This is a genomic window from Amycolatopsis sp. NPDC049868 (assembly GCF_044461365.1).
In the GTDB taxonomy this organism is placed as follows: domain Bacteria; phylum Actinomycetota; class Actinomycetes; order Mycobacteriales; family Pseudonocardiaceae; genus Amycolatopsis.
In genome coordinates this window covers 661,973-680,143 of the sequence record NZ_JBITKV010000001.1, presented here as the reverse complement: position 1 = coordinate 680,143, position 18,171 = coordinate 661,973, and the positions used below count along the sequence as shown (strand labels likewise).

12 protein-coding genes are annotated in these 18,171 nt (G+C 69.3%); 5 read left to right on the top strand and 7 right to left on the bottom strand.

Annotated elements, in window-relative coordinates; genetic code table 11:
* Nucleotides 1–29: 29 nt before the first annotated feature.
* Entirely contained in the window at nt 30–746 is a 717-nt protein-coding gene (locus ACIBTM_RS03360) for a hypothetical protein (RefSeq protein WP_395874963.1), read from the top strand.
* Between the two features lie 74 nt (nt 747–820).
* Here the strand turns inward: ACIBTM_RS03360 and ACIBTM_RS03355 are convergent, their stop codons facing one another.
* On the bottom strand, nt 821–4,516 hold the full coding sequence (locus ACIBTM_RS03355; RefSeq protein ID WP_395874962.1) for a multifunctional oxoglutarate decarboxylase/oxoglutarate dehydrogenase thiamine pyrophosphate-binding subunit/dihydrolipoyllysine-residue succinyltransferase subunit: 3,696 nt from the start codon (nt 4,514–4,516) through the stop codon (nt 821–823).
* Between the two features lie 372 nt (nt 4,517–4,888).
* Between ACIBTM_RS03355 and ACIBTM_RS03350 the strand changes: the two genes are divergently transcribed.
* Nucleotides 4,889–5,155, top strand: a complete 267-nt coding sequence (locus ACIBTM_RS03350; protein WP_395874961.1) for a hypothetical protein — start codon at nt 4,889–4,891, stop codon at nt 5,153–5,155.
* On the opposite strand, the gene ACIBTM_RS03345 is transcribed toward ACIBTM_RS03350, so the two are convergent.
* The 6 genes from ACIBTM_RS03345 to ald form a co-directional block, all read right to left on the bottom strand.
* The gene (locus tag ACIBTM_RS03345) at nt 5,152–5,772 is read right to left on the bottom strand and encodes a DUF4291 domain-containing protein (protein ID WP_395874960.1); all 621 of its coding nucleotides are present in this window, start codon (nt 5,770–5,772) and stop codon (nt 5,152–5,154) included. The genes ACIBTM_RS03350 and ACIBTM_RS03345 overlap by 4 nt on opposite strands.
* Before the next feature lie 56 nt (nt 5,773–5,828).
* Nucleotides 5,829–9,599 carry an ABC transporter ATP-binding protein gene (locus ACIBTM_RS03340; RefSeq protein ID WP_395874959.1) on the bottom strand — a complete coding sequence of 1,257 codons (3,771 nt, stop codon included), beginning with the start codon at nt 9,597–9,599 and terminating at the stop codon, nt 5,829–5,831.
* Between the two features lie 133 nt (nt 9,600–9,732).
* Nucleotides 9,733–10,617 carry an ABC transporter permease subunit gene (locus ACIBTM_RS03335; protein WP_005150670.1) on the bottom strand — a complete coding sequence of 295 codons (885 nt, stop codon included), beginning with the start codon at nt 10,615–10,617 and terminating at the stop codon, nt 9,733–9,735.
* Nucleotides 10,617–11,780 carry an ABC transporter ATP-binding protein gene (locus ACIBTM_RS03330; RefSeq protein ID WP_016337043.1) on the bottom strand — a complete coding sequence of 388 codons (1,164 nt, stop codon included), beginning with the start codon at nt 11,778–11,780 and terminating at the stop codon, nt 10,617–10,619. The genes ACIBTM_RS03335 and ACIBTM_RS03330 overlap by 1 nt, the downstream gene beginning before the upstream one ends.
* Nucleotides 11,781–12,115: 335 nt before the next feature.
* Nucleotides 12,116–15,058: a BTAD domain-containing putative transcriptional regulator gene (locus ACIBTM_RS03325; RefSeq protein WP_395874958.1), complete on the bottom strand. Its 2,943-nt coding sequence runs from the start codon at nt 15,056–15,058 to the stop codon at nt 12,116–12,118.
* Between the two features lie 124 nt (nt 15,059–15,182).
* On the bottom strand, nt 15,183–16,298 hold the full coding sequence (gene ald / locus ACIBTM_RS03320) for an alanine dehydrogenase (protein ID WP_395874957.1): 1,116 nt from the start codon (nt 16,296–16,298) through the stop codon (nt 15,183–15,185).
* A gap of 166 nt (nt 16,299–16,464) precedes the next feature.
* On the opposite strand from ald, the gene ACIBTM_RS03315 reads away from it, so the two are divergent.
* The 3 genes from ACIBTM_RS03315 to ACIBTM_RS03305 all read left to right on the top strand — a co-directional run bounded on the left by ACIBTM_RS03315 (nt 16,465) and on the right by ACIBTM_RS03305 (nt 18,170).
* Nucleotides 16,465–17,406 (top strand): zinc-binding dehydrogenase, encoded by a 942-nt coding sequence (locus tag ACIBTM_RS03315; RefSeq protein WP_395874956.1) that lies wholly within the window; start codon nt 16,465–16,467, stop codon nt 17,404–17,406.
* The gene (locus tag ACIBTM_RS03310) at nt 17,406–17,825 is read left to right on the top strand and encodes a pyridoxamine 5'-phosphate oxidase family protein (RefSeq protein ID WP_395874955.1); all 420 of its coding nucleotides are present in this window, start codon (nt 17,406–17,408) and stop codon (nt 17,823–17,825) included. The genes ACIBTM_RS03315 and ACIBTM_RS03310 overlap by 1 nt, the downstream gene beginning before the upstream one ends.
* Nucleotides 17,826–17,942: 117 nt before the next feature.
* On the top strand, nt 17,943–18,170 hold the full coding sequence (locus tag ACIBTM_RS03305) for a hypothetical protein (RefSeq protein WP_395874954.1): 228 nt from the start codon (nt 17,943–17,945) through the stop codon (nt 18,168–18,170).
* Nucleotide 18,171: the final 1 nt, after the last annotated feature.

Genomic DNA, 18,171 nt, shown 5'->3' with positions numbered 1-18,171 from the left:
GGACCTTCGCGAGGCTTTAACCTCTCCGCATGCAGCCCGGACCGCCCTACCAGCAGGGACCTCAGCAGCCGTATCCACCGCAGGGTTACCCCGGCTACCCGCAGCCCGGTTACGGGCCGCCGCCCAAGAAGTCGAACACCGGACTGATCGTCGGGCTCGTCATCGGCGCGGTGGTACTGCTCGGCGGTGGCGGGGTCGCGGCCTTCCTGTTGCTGTCCGACTCCGGTTCGTCCTCGTCCGCGGCGCCGACTTCGTCGAAGAAGTCCGGGCCGCCGGACAAGTACACCTCGATGCCCGGTTGCGAGAAGATCGGGAGCAAGGTGCGGAACCTGCCGCCGCTCGAAACGCCGAAGGGCGAGGAGCCGGCGAGCACGTCGAACGACGAGATCACCTATACCCGTTCGTCGTGCTCCTGGCGTGAACCGAACGCGCCGTCGGCGACCGTCTCGATGTACCTGTCGAAGTCGAAGGAGCCGGGTTCGGGCGCGGGGGAGGCCTGGGCCAAGGCCGGGGTCGAGAACGCCGTGACCGATGGCGGCGTGCTCATCCCCAGCATGGCGAAGTCCACCAAGGCCGTGCACACCAAGCTCGATTCGCCGAGCCAGTGCCAGATCAAGTTCTACCAGGGCAACGTCGAGGGCGAGATCATCGTGACCGGCCCCGACGCGTCCGGGACCGTCAACCAGACGGTGTGCAAGGAGAACGCCCTGAAGATGGCCAAGGCGACCTCCGAGGCGATCGGCTGAAGGACACTTTGCAGCGAAAGGGCCCTTCACCGCATGGGATACGGTGAAGGGCCCTTTCAGCTCACGTCAGGCGATCAGTCGAACGCCCGCGCGATCAGCGCCTTCTGCTCGACCTCGTGCACCTTGGACGAGCCGGCCGACGGGGCGGCCATCGGACGGCGCGACACGACGTCCAGGTTGGAGAACACCTCCGGGAGCTTCCGGGGCAGGTTCAGACCGAAGAACGGCCACGCACCCTGGTTCTCTGGCTCCTCCTGGACCCAGACCGCGGGAGCGCCGTTGTAGCGCTCCAGCGCCGCCAGCAGCTTCTTCTTCGGCAGCGGGTAGTACTGCTCGACACGCACGATCGCGACGTCGTTCGCCCCGCGCTTCGTGCGCTCGGCCACCAGCTCCCAGTACAGCTTGCCCGACGTCAGCAGGACCTTGCGCACCTTCGACGGGTCGACCACGGCGTCGTCGATGACCGACATGAACTTCGTCTGGCCGGTGAAGTCCTCGACCGCCGAGGTCGCCGCCTTGTTACGCAGCATCGACTTCGGGGTGAAGGTGATCAGCGGCCGGTTCACCCCGTCGAGGGCGTGACGGCGGAGCAGGTGGAAGTAGTTCGCCGGGGTCGACGGGACCGCGACGGTCATCGAGCCTTCGGCGCACAGCGAGAGGAAGCGCTCGATGCGGCCGGAGGTGTGGTCCGGGCCCTGGCCTTCGTGGCCGTGCGGCAGCAGCAGCACGACATCGGAGAGCTGGCCCCACTTGGCCTCACCGGAGGAGATGTACTCGTCGATGACGGTCTGCGCGCCGTTGACGAAGTCACCGAACTGCGCTTCCCACATGACCAGCGCTTCGGAGTTGGCCACGGAGTAGCCGTATTCGAAGCCGACCGCCGCGTACTCGGACAGCGCCGAGTCGTAGATCATCACGCGGCCCTGGTTCTCGGCGAGGCTGGCCAGCGGCGAGTACTCCTGGCCGGTCTTGCGGTCGATCAGCACCGAGTGGCGCTGGGTGAAGGTGCCGCGGCGCGAGTCCTGACCGGACAGCCGCACGAGACGGCCTTCCATGGCCAGTGAACCGAAGGCGAGCAGCTCACCGAACGCCCAGTCGATGCCGCCTTCGCGGGACATCTTGTGACGGCGTTCCATGACCGGCTTGACCCGCGGGTGCGGGGTGAAGCCCTCTGGCACGTTGAGGAACGCGTCGCCGATGTGCTCGATGACCTCGGTGGTGGTCGCCGTGGGCACCTTGGCCGGGACCTGCTGCTCCTCCTCGACCGAGGGGCTGGCCTTCGCCGGGTGCTTCTCCAGCTCGCGGACCTCGTTGAACACGTGCTCCAGCTGGCTGGAGAAGTCGCGCAACGCGGCTTCGGCCTCTTCGACGGAGATGTCGCCGCGGCCGATCAGCGATTCGGTGTAGGTCTTCCGGACCGAACGCTTCGTGTCGATGATGTCGTACATCGCCGGCTGCGTCATCGAGGGGTCGTCGCCCTCGTTGTGGCCGCGGCGGCGGTAGCAGATCAGGTCGATCACGACGTCCTTGTGGAACGCCTGGCGGTAGTCGACGGCCAGCTTGGCCACCCAGTGCGCGGCCTCGGGGTCGTCGCCGTTCACGTGGAAGATCGGGGAGCCGATCATCTTCGCGACGTCGGTGGCGTACTGGCTCGAACGCGAGTGCTCGGGCGCGGTGGTGAAGCCGACCTGGTTGTTGACGATGACGTGCACGGTGCCGCCGGTGCGGTACCCGCGCAGCAGCGCCAGGTTCAGGGTCTCGGCCACGACACCCTGGCCCGCGAAGGCCGCGTCGCCGTGCATCAGGACGGGGAGGACGGTGAAGCCCTCGCCACCCTTGTCGAGGATGTCCTGCTTCGCGCGGACGATGCCCTCGAGGACCGGGTCGACGGTTTCCAGGTGCGACGGGTTCGCGGTGAGCGACACCTTGGTCTCGCCGTCGCCGAACATGCGGAAGTACTTGCCCTCGGCGCCGAGGTGGTACTTCACGTCACCGGAACCGTGCGCCTGGCCTGGGTCGAGGTTGCCCTCGAACTCCTGGAAGATCTGCGCGATCGGCTTGCCGACGATGTTTGCGAGCACGTTCAGGCGGCCGCGGTGCGGCATGCCGATGACGACCTCGTCGAGTTCGTGCTCGGCGGCCTTGTCCAGCAGCGTGTCCAGCAGCGGGATCGCCGTCTCGCCGCCTTCGAGGGAGAACCGCTTCTGGCCGACGTACTTGGTCTGCAGGAAGGTCTCGAACGCCTCGGCGGCGTTGAGCTTCGAGAGCACGTACTTCTGGACCGCGGGGTCCGGCTTCTCGTGCGGGATCTCGACGCGGTCCTGGATCCAGCGGCGCTCCTCGGGGTCGAGGATGTGCGTGTACTCGATGCCGACGGTGCGGCAGTAGGAGTTGCGCAGGACACCGAGGATGTCGCGCAGCTTCATCCGCTCCTGGCCGGCGAAGCCGCCGACCGGGAACTCGCGGTCCAGGTCCCACAGGGTCAGGCCGTGGGAGAGGACGTCGAGGTCGGCGTGGCTGCGCTGCCGGTAGTTCAGCGGGTCGGTGTCGGCCATCAGGTGACCGCGCATGCGGAAGGCGTCGATCAGCTCGATGACGCGCGCGGTCTTGTCGACCGGGCCGTCCGGGATGTCGGCGACCCAGCGGATCGGCTCGTAGGGCAGGCGCAGGCTGGTGAAGACGTCGTCGTAGAAGCCGTCCTCGCCCAGCAGCAGTTCGTGGATGCGCTTGAGGAACTCGCCCGACTCCGCGCCCTGGATGATGCGGTGGTCATACGTCGAGGTCAGCGTCATGATCTTCGACACGCCGAGGTCGACCAGTGCCTTCTCGCTGGTGCCCTCGAAGTGCGCCGGGTACTGCATGGCGCCCACGCCGATGATCGCGCCCTGGCCGGCCTGCAGCCGCGGCACCGAGTGGTTGGTGCCGATACCGCCGGGGTTGGTCAGCGAGATCGTGGTGCCGGCGAAGTCGTCGGCGGTCAGCTTGCCGTTGCGGGCCTTCTTGACGATCTCCTCGTAGGCCTGCCAGAACTGCATGAAGGTCATGTTCTCGGTGGCCTTGATGGAGGCCACGACGAGCGTGCGGGAGCCTTCCTTGCCCTTCATGTCGATCGCGAGACCGAAGTTCACGTGCTCCGGCGTGACCGCGAACGGCTTCCCGTCGATCAGCTGGTAGTGCCGGTTCATGTTCGGGAAGTTCTTCAGCGCCCGGACCATCGCGTACCCGATGAGGTGCGTGAAGGAGATCTTGCCGCCGCGCGTGCGCTTGAGGTGGTTGTTGATGACGATGCGGTTGTCGGCCATCAGCTTCGCCGGGACGGCGCGCACACTCGTGGCCGTCGGCACGGACAGCGAGGCGTCCATGTTCTTCGCGATCGCCGCCGCGGCGCCGCGGAGCTGCTTCGACTCCGGCTCGGCGTCCTTCTCGGCGGGAGCCTTCTCCGCGGCCTTGGGAGCCGCCGCCTTCGGGGCGGGCTTCGCCTCGGTCTTCGGGGCGGCCTTCGCCGGGGCTGTCTGCTTCGCGGTGGACTCGGGCTTCGGGGCCGGCTTCGTGGCCTGGCCGTTGGAGGCCGCGCTGTCCTTCGCGGGAGCCGCGGGGGCCGGACGTGCGTCGTCAGCCTTGGCCTGCGCGTCCTGCGTTGGCTTGAAGTCCGCGAAGAAGTCGTGCCAGGCGGCATCGACTGAGCTGGGGTCGGCAAGGAACTGGTCGTACATTTCCTCGACGACCCACTCGTTGGGGCCGAATTGTGACGCAGGGCTGCTGCTGGACACGGCTTGGACTCGCCTCTATCCGTCTCGAGATCTTGAACACCGCTGATGCGCCTACCAGGCTAACCCCCTCGGTCGCAGCCGTGTGATGGAACTGGCCTGTGTGAGGCGTGGCGCACTAGGTGATGGGTCACTGTCTCGATCAAGAGACCGAAAATATGCCACTCGCCGATCCGGCCCTCCGGCGCCGGGGGGAGCGGGGGACCTTTGCTTCCAATTCGCGGTATGTGCAGCTCAGGTCGCTGTTTCGTCGGGAAAGATTGACGGAGTGGTCGTGTGGGGACAGCCTGGAGTTCACGTCGGAGGGTTTTGCTCGGTGGAAGATGCGGCCGGTGTCGTGCCGGCCGCCGATCGCCCGCGAGGTGGTGGCAGCCGATGTGGCTGGACGAGTGCCCGTCGTTCTGGGACGAGGGGCGCGTGCGCCCGCTGGTCACCGAGTCCGGCAAGGTCGTGCTGATGTGCGACTCGTGCTCGGCGGTCTGGCCGACACTCGCCGACTTCAGGGAGATGGAGCACGTCGAGCCCGACGAGCCGGACTGGACCGTGGCGGCCGGCGTGCACGTCCGGCCGGGGACGGTCCGGTGGGCTTCGGAGCGTGACCTCGAAGTCGCCGGGATGGGCGGCCTCAAGTGGCGGCCTTAGCCGGGGTACGGACGCTCCGCGGGTAGCAGCGCTTCGGCGTCTTCGATGCGGTTCGCCGCGACCAGGGCGCCGACCTCGCGCATGACCGGGGTCACGTCGGTGACCGCCGTGATCCATTTGTCGACATAGCGATCGACGGCCTCGCCGCTCAATCCCATCTGGAGCGAACGGTGCTTCAGGGGGCCGAGCCGGATGCTGCGTTCCGGATCCCATTGGATGCGGACCGGGCTGGTCTTGACCTCGTCCTGCCACGTCTTGCGGTCGGGATGGACATCGGGGTCGTAGTGGCTGAGCGCCGAGTGTTCGAGCGCCCAGGCGAAACCCTCGCGAGTGATGTCGAGGGCGAGTACGCGCTCTTGGCCGGGCTTCGCGGCCCAGCCGCAGCGGTACGCCATCCAGAGGAAGGACGGCTTGATCCAGGTCATGCGTTCGCGTTTGAACGGCGGCACGAAAGTGCCCGCCTTCAGCGCGGCATCGGCGATGGCCGGGGCGTACGCCTGATAGACGCGGATCGTGGTTTCGGTGTACAGGGCGCGGATCTGCCGCGCCGGGATCTCTCGGGCATGCGGCCTTGCCGCGCAAGGGATCGAGGACGCGCGGGGTGGGCTCAAATACATGAAGGCCCCCTTCCTGTACCTAGGCGCAAGGAAGGGGGCCTTCATGTACTCGGGAATCAGCCCAGGGACCAAAGGCGTGCGTAGTGGCCGTCCGCCGCGACGAGTTCCGCGTGCGTGCCCTGTTCGATGATCCGGCCGTGGTCCAGTACCACGATCCGGTCCGCCTTGGCGGCGGTGGCGAGGCGGTGCGCGACCACGAACGTCGTGCGGCGGCGCGCGAGTTGTTCGGTCGCGCGCAGGACGGCGGCCTCGGTGGACGGGTCGAGTGCCGCGGTCGCCTCGTCGAGCAGGAGGACGTCCGGATCCACGAGTTCGGCGCGGGCGAGAGCGACGAGTTGCCGTTGCCCGGCCGAAAGGGACCGTCCGCGTTCACCGACGGGCTGGTGGAAACCGGCCGGGAGCGCGGCGACACCGTCGAGCGCGCCGACGGACCGGACCGCTTCCTCGACCTCCGCGTCCGTCGCGGAAGGCCTGCCGTAGCGCACATTGTCCGCGACGGTTCCCGAGAACAGATGCGCTTCCTGTGGTACCACGCCCATTCGCGTGCGCAGGGCGGCGAGGTCGTACTCGCGGATGTCGGTCCCGTCGATCCGGACCACACCGCCCGTCGCGTCGTAGAAGCGCGCGACGAGCTTCACCGCCGTCGACTTCCCGGCGCCCGTCGCCCCGACCAGTGCGACGGTCTCCCCGGGCGCGACTTCCAGTGTGAGCTTCGTCAGGGCGGGCTCGTCCGCCGTGGTGTAAGCGAAATCCACGTCCTTGAAGGAGACCTCGCCGCGCAGGCGGTCCGGCATCGCGACCGGGTTTTCCGCCTCCGGAACGGAAGTCGGTGTGCGCAGGAGATCACCGATACGCGACAGGCCCACCCGCGCCTGCTGGTAGCCGTCGAACACCGAGGACAGTTGCTGGATCGGCGAGAAGAACTGGCCCAAGTACAACAGGAACGCCACCAGCACGCCGGCCGACAGCGTGCCCGCCGCGACCCGGTTCGCCCCGACGATCAGCACGACTACCTCGGCCAGCCCGGAAAGCATTGCCGCGAAAGGAAAGTACGTCGCGACATAGCGTTGGGCACGCAGCCGCGAACGCCGGTACTCGTCGCTGCGGGAAGCGAACTTCTCCGCCGTCCGCTCCTCACGCGTGTACGCCTGCGCGACCCGCAGCCCGCTCACGTTCTCCTGCATGTCCGCGTTGACGACACTGACCCGTTCCCGGGCTTCGGTGTACGCCTTGGACGACGCCCGGCGGAAGATCACCGTCGCCACGACGAGGATCGGCAGCACCGCGAGCGCGTACGCCGCCAAACCGATGTCGGTGATCATCAACGCGGCCGCGATCCCGACCAGGGTCAGCGCGCTCACCACCGCCTGCGCGACACCGGTCTGCAGGAACGTCGAGAGCGCGTCGACGTCGGTGGTCATCCGGGTCATGATCTTCCCGGACAGTTCGCGTTCGTAGAAGTCGAGCCCGAGCCGTTGCAGATGGGCGTAACTGCGGACGCGCAGCGAGTACAGCACCGTCTCGCCTACCCGCGCCGTCATCTTCGTCTGGAGGTAGACCACCAGCCAGTCGGCGAGGATCACCAGCGCGCCGATCCCGGCGGCCAGCCAGATCACCGCCTCCACGCCGGCGCGCACGCCGTTGTCGATGCCGTGCTGATAGAGCGCGGGCATCGCGATGGTGGCGAGCGCGTCCGCCGCGACCAGCCCGATCACCACGGCGAGCGGGCCTCGGACCGGCTTCAGCAGGCGGCCGAGGCGGAACTTCGGCTCGGGCGCGGTGACATCCGTGCCCGGCAGGCGTGGGACATCCGTGCCCGGCAGGCGTGGGACATCCGTGCCCGGCAGGCGTGGGACATCCGTGGCGGGCGGCAGTTTCCGGACGCCTTCGATGAGTTCATCGCTCGGCGGCAGGTCGACGTCCCATTCGCCGCCCGAGCCCTTCCGTTCGCCCGCCAGCTCGTCGGCCTTGTCCTGCTCGGGCCACAAGGCGGGGGTGATCCCGGCGGGACCGCAGTCGAGACCCTCGCAGCGATGCGGCTCCTCGACGTCGTCACCCGGACCCGCGACGAGTTCGCGGAACAGTGGACAGCGCGCGAGCAGTTCCTCCTCGGTGCCGACGTCGACGACGCGGCCCTTGTCGAGCACGGCGATCCGGTCGGCGAGGGCGAGGGTGGAGCGGCGGTGCGCGATCAGCAGGGTCGTCCGGCTCGCGGTGACCGAGCGCAGCGTGTCGTGGATCGCCGCCTCGGTGACCGTGTCGATGGCGGAGGTCGCGTCGTCGAGGACCAGCACGCGCGGATCGGTCATCAGCGCCCTGGCGAGGCCGAGCCGCTGCCGCTGACCACCCGACAACGTCAGCCCGCGCTCGCCGACGAGCGTGTCGTAGCCGTCGGGGAGGCGCTGGATGAACTCGTCCGCCTCCGCCGCCCGCGCGGCCGCGCGGATCTCTTCGTCGCTCGCGTCCGGCCTGCCGTAGGCGATGTTGTCGCGCACCGACGAGGAGAAGAGGAACGCCTCTTCGAAGACCACGCCGATCACACTGCGCAGATCATGCTGCCGGACGTCGCGGACGTCGAGGTCGCCGACCTGGACCGAGCCGCTGTGCACGTCGTAGAACCGGGGCAGCAGCAGGGAGATCGTCGACTTGCCCGAACCGGCCGTGCCGACCAGCGCGAGTGTTTCGCCCGGCCGGGCCTCCAGGGTGAGGCCGTCGAGCACGGGATCCGACCGCGTGTAGCCGAAGGAGACGTCCTCCAGCCGGACACCGAGCGGGCCGTCGGGCAGCGGCCGCGCGTCCGGGCTGTCGACGACGTCGGGCTGCGCGTCGATGAGTTCGTTGACCCGTTCCGCGCCCGCCCTGGTCAGCTGCGCCTGGACGACGAGGCTCGAGATCATCCGCGCCGGGCCGATCAGGATGGACAGATAGGTCGCGAACGCCAGGAAGGTGCCGAGGCTGACCTCGCCCTTCAACGCCAGGATGCCGCCGACCGCCAGCACCGCGACCTGGCCCGCGGCGGGGAGTGCCGCCGTCGTGGCCGTCGGCAAGGACGAGAGCCGCGCCGCGCGCATGCGTTCGGCGAAGAGCTTCCGCGCCGTCTTCTCCAGCTTCGCGACTTCGCGCGCTTCCTGGCCGAAGCCCTTCACGACGCGTACGCCGGTGACGGTCTCCTCGACCTGCTGTGCGACGTCGGCCGCACGCTGCTGGGCCGCCCATGTCGCGGGGAAGAGCCGTTTCCGGCTCACCGCCATGATGATCGCGATCGCCGGGGCGACCACCATCGCGATCAGGGTCAGCGTCGGCGACATCCACAGCATCGCGCCGAGCGACAGCAGCGCGAAGATCACCGAGCCCGCCGAGAGCGGCACCTGCATCAGGACCGACGTGACCAGCTGCAGATCGGAGATCGCGCGCGAGGCGACCTGACCGGTGCGCAACGCGTCCTGCTTGCCGCCGTCGAGCCGCGAGACCGCGTTGAACACCTGGCGGCGCAGGTCGTGCTGGACGTCGAGGGCCAGCCGCCCGCCGACGTACCGGCGGGCGAAGGCGTTGCCGAAGGTCAGCACCTGCAGCACCGCCATCACGGCGGCGAGCAGGCCGAGCCGGGAGGTGTCGCCCGCGACGGCGTCGTCCAGCGCCTCGCGGATCAGCAGCGGGCCGGCGGCCTGGAGCCCGACGCCGATGATCGCCGCGCCCAGCGAGAGCACGACCAGCCAAGGATGTTTCCAGCACGAAGCGGCCAGGCGGCGGATCCAGCCTCCGGTGGGCACCGGGGCCGTCTCACGTGCCGGACTGACTTGACGAGGACGAGGTGGAGCAGTGGTCACCTCGCAAGCCTATGCGTCCGCACCGACAGGACCGGCCGGTTCGCGCAGGGCCGAACGCTATGAACGGTCCGTTCCTTGCAAAATTTGCAAGGAACGGACCGTTCATAGCGCGTGTGTGGCCGGAGGCTGTGACCTACGTGATGTCCTTCTTCTGGTTCACGGCCCAGCCGGCCAGGAAGAAGATCATCGTCCAGCCGAAGAAGATGAGCGCCGAGGCCCACCACGAGAACGCGCCGGGGGCACCGGCCGCGTACTGCAGCGCCCACGCCGTCTCGTCCTGCAGGCCGGGCACCTTCACGCCGGCGGCGCCGAACGCCTCCGCGCCGATGGCGCCCACGATGCCGTTGACCGTGCCGTTCGGCAGCACGCCGCCCAGCCAGGTGATGTCCGCGGCGCCGAACATGACGAACACCAGGACGTTCTCGACCACCAGCATCCAGATGGTCAGCGTGATGATGCTGCCGACCACGCTGCGCCAGACCGCGCCGACCCCGATACCGAACAGGGTCGCCAGGATCGTCGCGAGAACCCCCGCGCCGAGCACGCCCAGCCACTGACCCGCCGTCGGCAAGCGCTGGCTGTCCACCGTGATCACGGTGCCGAGGCTCGCCGCGCCCACGATGATCACGCCGTAGATCGCGCCCCAGGCGATGTAGGTGATCATCTTCGCGCTCAACGCCGAAACCCGGTTCGGGGCGGTGAGGAACGTCGTCGTGATCGTCTTCTTCGTGTACTCGCCGGCGAGGGCGAAGACACCGAAGATGATCGGGATCATCGTGCCGATGTTGATGCCGTGCCCGAGGGCGAGCAGGCCGACGGGCAGCTCACCGGTCGAGATGCCGAGCGCCTCGGTCAGCTCGCGGGTGTCCGAGCGGCCCAGGAAGTCGCTGAAGTCGTTGGTGACCATGCCCCAGAACAGGGCGAACGCGAAAGCGAAGACCACCGCGGGGATCATCAGCGCCCACCACGCCTTGAGCGTGAGCGTCTTGCGGAACTCCGCCTTGATCAGGTTGCCCATCAGCCCTGGCCTCCCCAGCCCTCGTTCTGGCCCTGCTGCTGCGCCTGCTGCTGAGGCGGCGCCTGCTGGTACTGCGGTTGCTGCGGCGGCTGACCCTGCTGCTGGAACTGCTGCGGCGGCGCGAAACCGGGCGGCGGCGTGTTCTGCGGCGCGTAGCCGGGAGGCGGACCCTGGTAGCCGGGCGGCGGGCCCTGATAACCCGGAGGCGGACCCTGATAGCCCGGCGGCGGGCCCTGCTGGAAACCGGGCGGCGGCGCGGCGTACTGGCCCTGCGTCAGCTGGAAGAACATGCGCTCCAGATCCGCGGTCTCCTCCTGCATGCCGTAGACGGCGATGCTCGCCTTCGCGGAGACGTCACCGATCTGCTGCACCGTCGCGCCCGAGACCGCGACCCGGCCGTCCGGCATCGGCGCGACCTGCGTGATCCCCGCCTCCTGCAACGCGGACACGAGGCCGCTCGCGTCGGCCGACTGCACCAGCACCCGGGACTGGTTGCTCTTGCGCAACTGGTCCAGCGAGCCGTTGTAGCGCGTCATGCCCTGGCTGATGATCACGACCTGGTCGATCGTCTGCTCCACCTCGTTCAGAAGGTGGCTCGAAACCAGCACCGTGCGCCCCTCACGCGCGTACGCGCGCAGGAAGTTCCGAAGCCACAGGATGCCTTCGGGGTCGAGCCCGTTCGTCGGCTCGTCCAGCACCAGCACCTGCGGATTCCCCAGCAACGCCGTCGCCAGCGCCAGCCGCTGCCGCATACCGAGCGAGAACCCGCCCGCCTTGCGGTCCGCCGCCGACGAAAGACCCACCAGCCCGAGGACCTCGTCCACCCGCTGATCCGGCATCCCGATCGCCGCCGAGTACACGCGCAGGTGATTGCGCGCCGTGCGGCCAGGGTGGAAACCCTCGTTCTCCAGCACCGAACCGACGACCCGCGCCGGATTCCCCAGCTGGTCGTGCGGGCGCCCGTTGATGGTCGCCGTGCCGTTCGTGGGCGTCACCAGCCCGAGCAGCATCCTCAGCGTCGTGGTCTTCCCGGCCCCGTTGGGCCCCAGGAAGCCGGTCACCGAACCGGGCTCCACCGTGAAGCTCAGATTCTGGACCGCGTTGACCGCACCGAACTGCTTGCTCAGGTTCTGCACCGCGATGCGGCCACTGCCGTCGTGCATACCGTCCCCTTTTGTTGACGAAGGCCGATCACGCGACATCCTGCCTCACGGGGTGAGTCCGCACCCGAGGAAGGGGTCAATCCGCCGAAAGCGACCTTCATCACGTTCGGCCGGGTGACGGCTCCGACCTCCGGCGCACCCGCCGCTGCGCCGAATGGCCGCTGACTACCGGATATACGCTCCAGAGAGCGGAAAGTCACCGACTGCGCCAGTGGTATGTGAAGAAATAATTCGGAAGACATGGCAACCCCATGCAGCGCGACGGCGACTTATTACCTACGATGTAGGAGGCGGCCCGCTCCCAGTGACCCCCAGGCTGGTCGAGCGGGCCGCCCTCAGCCCCTTTGCCCCACTTCGGTCGACGCTGGCGCGTCTTCCCGAAGGTGGGGCTTCGTCGTATCACCCGGGGGGCCGAGCCCCCCCCGGACCCCCACGGTGCGGTCGGCGCCGGTTCGCGTGGGGGTTGGCCGACGGCGCAGAGCGCCGTGGCCGGGCCCTGGATCGGGAAGGTCCGGAGAACCGGCCACGGCCGAAGCGGAACCCGCCTGATCCGAGAAACCGAGGCGGGCCCGGATCTTCTCGGCGATCGGGTCGCCGGAGGCCGTGCACAGGCCGAGTGCCTCGTGGAGGTGGTCCCGCGCCTCGGTTTCGCGTCCGGCCGCCGCCGACAGGTCGGCGAGCTGCACGAGCAGCCGGGCCGAGCCCCACCGGTCGTCCAGTTCGCGCGTGATCGCGAGCGCGTTCCGATACTCCTCGCTCGCCTGCTCTCGCAGCCCCATGTCCCGGTAAAGGTCGCCGAGGGTGCGCAGGGTGAACCGCAGCGACGTGCGATCGCCGCTGCTCCGCTGCAGTTCGACGGCGTCCCGCAGATGGCGCAGGGCGTCGTCGAACAAGCGCTGCTGACGGCGCAGATCGCCGAGGTTGTTCAGCGCGATGCCCTCGCCGTGGCCGTCGCCGCCCGCCTGGAACATCTCGAGCGCGGCCGTGTAACTCCCCGCCGCCTCGGCGAACCGGCCCATGCTGTCCTGTGTCACGCCGAGGTTGTTCAACGTCCACGCCTGCCCGTGCCGGTTGCCGAGCTCGTGGAACACCTCCGCCGTGGTGCGGAAGTACCCGATCGCCTTCTCGAACCCGCCGACGTCGTCGTGCGCGATACCGAGGCCGAGCAGCAGGTACGCCTCGTCGACACGCCTTCCCGACCGCCGGGCCGCGGTCACCGCGATCTCGTGGGTGACCAGCCAGTCGTCCCAGTTCTTGGTCAGGTAGAACAACCGCATCAGCGCGGCGGCCAGCAGACAGCAGAGGTCGTCGGCGCCCTGTTCCGCCGCGGTCCGCACCACGGTCACCAGGTTCGCGCGTTCGGCCGCGAACCAGGCGAGCGCGTCTTCGCGGGTATGGAACGGTGCTTCGGTCCGCGTCTCCTCCACACCGCTCAAGTCGATCACCCGGGCCTTGGGGTCGACGAACGCGCGGGCCGCGATCACCGTGCGCAGGAACCACACGAACAGCCGTCGCAGGGCCGCCTCACGGCAGGCGGGCCCGACCTCGTCCGCGAGTTCCCGTGCGTAGGCGCGGAGCAGGTCGTGCGTCCGGTACCGCCCGGCGAAGCCCTCCTCGACGAGATGCGATCGGGTGAGCGCGTCGAGGGCCCGCTGGGCGGTACGCAGGTCTTCGCCGGAAAGCGCGGCGAACGCGGGCGCCGTGAGGTCGTGTCCCGGATGGAGACCCCACAGGACGAAGAGGCGGGCGGCCGACGGCGGCAGGTGATGGACGGACCGGGAGAACACCGAGCGGATCGCGGTGTGGGCGTCGCCGTCGGCGTCCATCAGGTCGAGGCGCCGATGCTCGTCCGCCAGTTCGGCGGCCAGATCGGCGACGCTGATGTTGTCGCGGGCACGGAAGATCTCCGCGGCGACCCGCAGGGCGAGCGGCAGCCGGACGCACTGCCGCACCACCTTCTCGATCGCGTCCGCGGCGTCGTCCGTCCGTTCGCCCGCGAGGCCGCGGAACAACTCCCGCGCGTCGGAAGACGGCAGCCGTCGCAGGACGATCCGGTTCGCGCCGTCGCGGGCCACCAGACCGGCGAGTGAATCCCGGCTCGTCACGACGACATGGCAGGACGAACTCATCGGCAGCAAGGGCCGGACCTGCTCGCAGGTCCGCGCGTTGTCGAGTACGACGAGCAGGCGGCGGCGGGCGGCCAGCGCCCGGAACCGGGCCGCCCGCGCCGGGAGGTCGCGGGGGATCGCCGGGCCTTCGACACCCAGTGCCTGGAGGAATCCTTCGAGCACGTTCGCGGCCGAAGGCGGCTGCTCCGGCCCGTAACCCCGGAGGTCGACGTACAGCTGGCCGTCGGGGAAGCGGGGGCGGACCCGGTTGCCCCAGCGGACCACCGTCGCGGTCTTGCCGACGCCCGCGGTGCCCACCACGACGCATACCGGTGCCGAGTCCCGTCCGGACTGTGCCAGCTGATCGTCCAATTCGGACAGTTCCGCCGTTCTGCCGACGAAGTTCCGTACGGTGCGGGGCAGTTCCGACGGCACGACCACCGGTGCCGGCGAGCCCGCCGGTTCGACCGGTTGCCCGGCGAGGATTCGCCTTTCGGCTTCGCGAAGCTCCGGGCCCGGCTCGATCCCGAGCTCTTCGACGAACAGCCGTCGTGCCGCGCGGTAGACGGCCAAGGCCGCGGTGCGCCGCCCCGCCCGGTACAGCGCGATCATCAGCAGTTCGTGCAGTCGTTCCCGGAACGGGTGACGGCGGATCAGTTCGGTCAGCTCGTCCACCAGGGACGAATGCCCGCCGTCGGCGAGTTCGGCCTGGCACAGTGTCTCGATCGCGGCCAGCCGACGCTCGGTGAGCCGCCGTGCCCGCTCGGCCAGCTCCGGCGAGTCGAGGCCGTCGTACGGCTCACCGCGCCACAGGCCGAGCGCCTCACGCGACAACTCGACGCACCGCCGCGGATCGCTCGCGGCGGCCTCGTCCACGAGCGACTCGAACCGCTGGGCGTCGAGTTCCCCCGGCAGCACCCTCAGGTGGTAGCCGCCTTCTCCGCTCACCAGCCGATCCGGTTCGCCGAGCCGCCGCCTCAGCTTGTGGACGTGCAGGTACAGCTTCGACGCGGAGTCGCCGGCTTCCCCCGGCCACAACACATCGACGAGAGCGCTCGCCGGAACGTCGTGGTTGGCGTTCGCCAGCAGCGTCCCCAGCAGGATCCTCTGCATACGTCCGGTGACGGTGACGGAGCGGATGCGGATCGGCCCCAGTACCTCGAATTCCATTCGAGTTCCTCCCCGCGGACAGTGTGCCGCGATCGAGGAGATCCGGGGGCCGGAAAGGCGCAAAAAGGAGCGAGGGACCTTTGCTCCCGGCAAAGGTCCCTCGCGTGGGAGTGTGGCGTGGGGGTCAGGCCAGGACGGCGGCCAGATCCGTGGCGGGCAGGTCGTGCGCGGCCGCGACCGGGGCGTTGGTCAGCGCGCCCGCGTGCGTGTTGAGGCCCTTCGCCAGCGAAGCGTCGGCCTGCAGCGCCTTGTGCCAGCCGAGGTCCGCCAGCTGGACGGCGTACGGCAGCGTCACGTTGGTCAGGCCGTAGGTCGAGGTGCGGGGCACCGCGCCCGGCATGTTCGCGACGCAGTAGAACACCGACTCGTGGACCTTGTAGGTCGGCTCGTCGTGCGTGGTCGGCCGCGAGTCGGCGAAGCAGCCGCCCTGGTCGATCGCGATGTCCACCAGCACGCTGCCGGGACGCATCCGCGAAACGAGCTCGTTCGAGACCAGCTTCGGGGCCTTCGCGCCGGGCACCAGCACCGCGCCGATGACCATGTCGGCCTCCAACACGGACTGCTCGACCGACAGCGCGTTCGAGGTCACCGTGCGGATGCGGCCACCGAAGTCGTTGTCGATCTGGCGGAGGCGGTCGACGTTGGTGTCGAGGATCTCGACGTCCGAGCCGAGGCCGAGCGCGACCCGCGCCGCGTTGAGGCCGGCGACACCGCCGCCGATCACGACCACGCGCGCCGGGTGGACGCCGGGGATACCGCCGGGCAGCACGCCGCGGCCACCGCTCGGCTTCATCAGGGAGTACGCGCCCACCTGCGGTGCCAGCCGTCCGGCGACCTCGGACATCGGCGCCAGCAGCGGCAGCGCGCGGTTCGGGGTCTGCACCGTCTCGTAGGCGATGGCGGTGGTGCCCGCGGCCAGCAGCGCGTCGGTCAGCGGCCGGTCCGCGGCGATGTGCAGGTAGGTGAACAGCACCTGGTCGGCGCGCAGCCGCGGGTACTCCTCGGCGATCGGCTCCTTGACCTTGAGCACGAGTTCGCCCTCGGACCAGGTCTCCTCCGCGGTGGCGAGGATCTTCGCGCCCGCGGCGACGTACTCGTCGTCGGAGATGGACGAGCCGACGCCGGCGCCGGTCTCGACGAAGACGTCGTGGCCGCGCCCGGTCAGTTCGTGCACGCCCGCCGGGGTGAGCGCCACCCGGTATTCATGCTTCTTGATCTCACGGGGGACGGCGATACGCACGGAAAGCCTCCTGGCGACGGTTCTGCGAACAAAGGTGCTGCCACTCACGGTGAGCCACCCGGACGGCGGTGTCATCGTTTGCCCGCGACAATGTCGATGATCGATCATGGTTTTCCCGGCACAATCGCTTGACCTCCAGTCAACTGGAGCTTGCACCTTGGGTCACATGAGAGCCGTGTGGTTGAAAGAGTTCGGCGGGCCTGAAGTGCTCGTCGCGGGCGATGCCCCGGATCCGGTGCCCGCAGCGGGCCAGGTGCTGATCGAGGTGGCCTTCGCCAACATCACGTTCGTCGAGACACAGTTCCGGGCCGGCGGAGGCGGGCCGTTCCGGGGCGAGCCGCCGCTGATCCCGGGCAACGGTGTCGGCGGCGTGATCAGCGCGGTCGGCGCGGGGGCCGACCTCGGCCTGGTCGGCAAACGCGTCGTGACCTCCACCGGCGGTTCCGGGGGCTACGCGGAACGGGTCGCGGTCGACGCCGATGCCGTCTTCGAGGTGCCGGACGGCCTGGCCCTCGACGCCGCGGTGGCGATACTGGCCGACGGCCGCACGGCGACCGCGCTGGTGACCGCCGCGCGGATCCGGCCGGGGGAGCGTGTGCTGGTCGAGGCCGCGGCCGGTGGGGTCGGCGGGCTGGTCGTCCAGCTCGCCAAGGCCGCCGGTGCCGAGGTCGTCGGCGCGGCGGGTGGTGCGGCGAAGACCGAGCACGTCCGGGAGCGCGGCGCCGATCTGGCGGTCGACTACCGCGAGCCGGGCTGGGCGGCGAAGGCGGGCGAGGTCGACGTCGTGTTCGACGGGGTCGGCGGCGAGATCGGGACGGCGGCGTTCGGCTTGCTGAAGCCGGGCGGGCGGATGCTGATCTACGGCCTGTCGAGTGGTTCGTGGACGGAGGTGTCCGAAGAGGACGCCGCCGCGCGCGGGGTCACGGTGATCCGGGGACTCGGCGGACCCGATCAGATGCGGGCCTTCACCGAGTCCGCGCTCGCGGATGCCGCCGCCGGGCGGCTGGAACCGGTGATCGGCCAGCGGTTCCCGCTCGCGCGGGCGGCGGACGCGCACGCGGTCATGCAGTCGAGGGGCGCGCTCGGCAAGACGTTGCTCGAGATCTGATGTTCGACGTCGACGAATTCCTCGCCGGTCCGCTGACGGCCAGGGTCGCCGCGGCCGGGCCGACCGTGCGCCCGGCCTGGTACCTCTGGGAGAAACGGGCTTTCTGGATCCTCACCGGACCGTGGGCGCGGCTGGCCGGTCTCGTCCGGGATTCGCCGTCGATCGCGGTGACCGTCGACGTGTGCGACGTCGGCACCGGCGTGGTGAAGCAGGTGCTCGCGCGCGGCGAGGCCGAGGTGCTGCCGTTCGACGTCCCTCGTGGACAGCGGCTGCTGAGCCGGTACCTCGGCCATGACGAGAGCAAATGGGATGCGCGGTTTCGTTCTTACCTGCACGATGATCCCGAGGTGAAAGGGACGGTCTGGGTCCGGATGGTGCCGAAGAGATTCGTCGCCGAAGACCTCGGTTATCGGGTATGACGCACGGCCGCGTTCGCTGGGGGTGGGCGCGGTCGTGCAACCTGCGAAACGGTAAATGCAGCACGATCGAGTCAAGATGTTGATCTTACTGGCCGGTAAGCTGCCATTCTGTTCCGCATGACAAATCAGGACTGGCGGCGGGAGCGGCGTGTCCGCACCGTCGACACCGAAGGCAATCCGGCCGATGTCATCGTCGGCCTTGTCGAAACCCCCGGGCACGGCTACGAAGCCGCGCTTCGCGTCGACGGTGGCCCCGGTGTTCTTTTGCCGCTTTACCCCGGTGCCGATCTGCTCGCCGCGGTACGGCAGACCATTGAGGACGGTTATCGCGCCAGCGCGCGCTGAA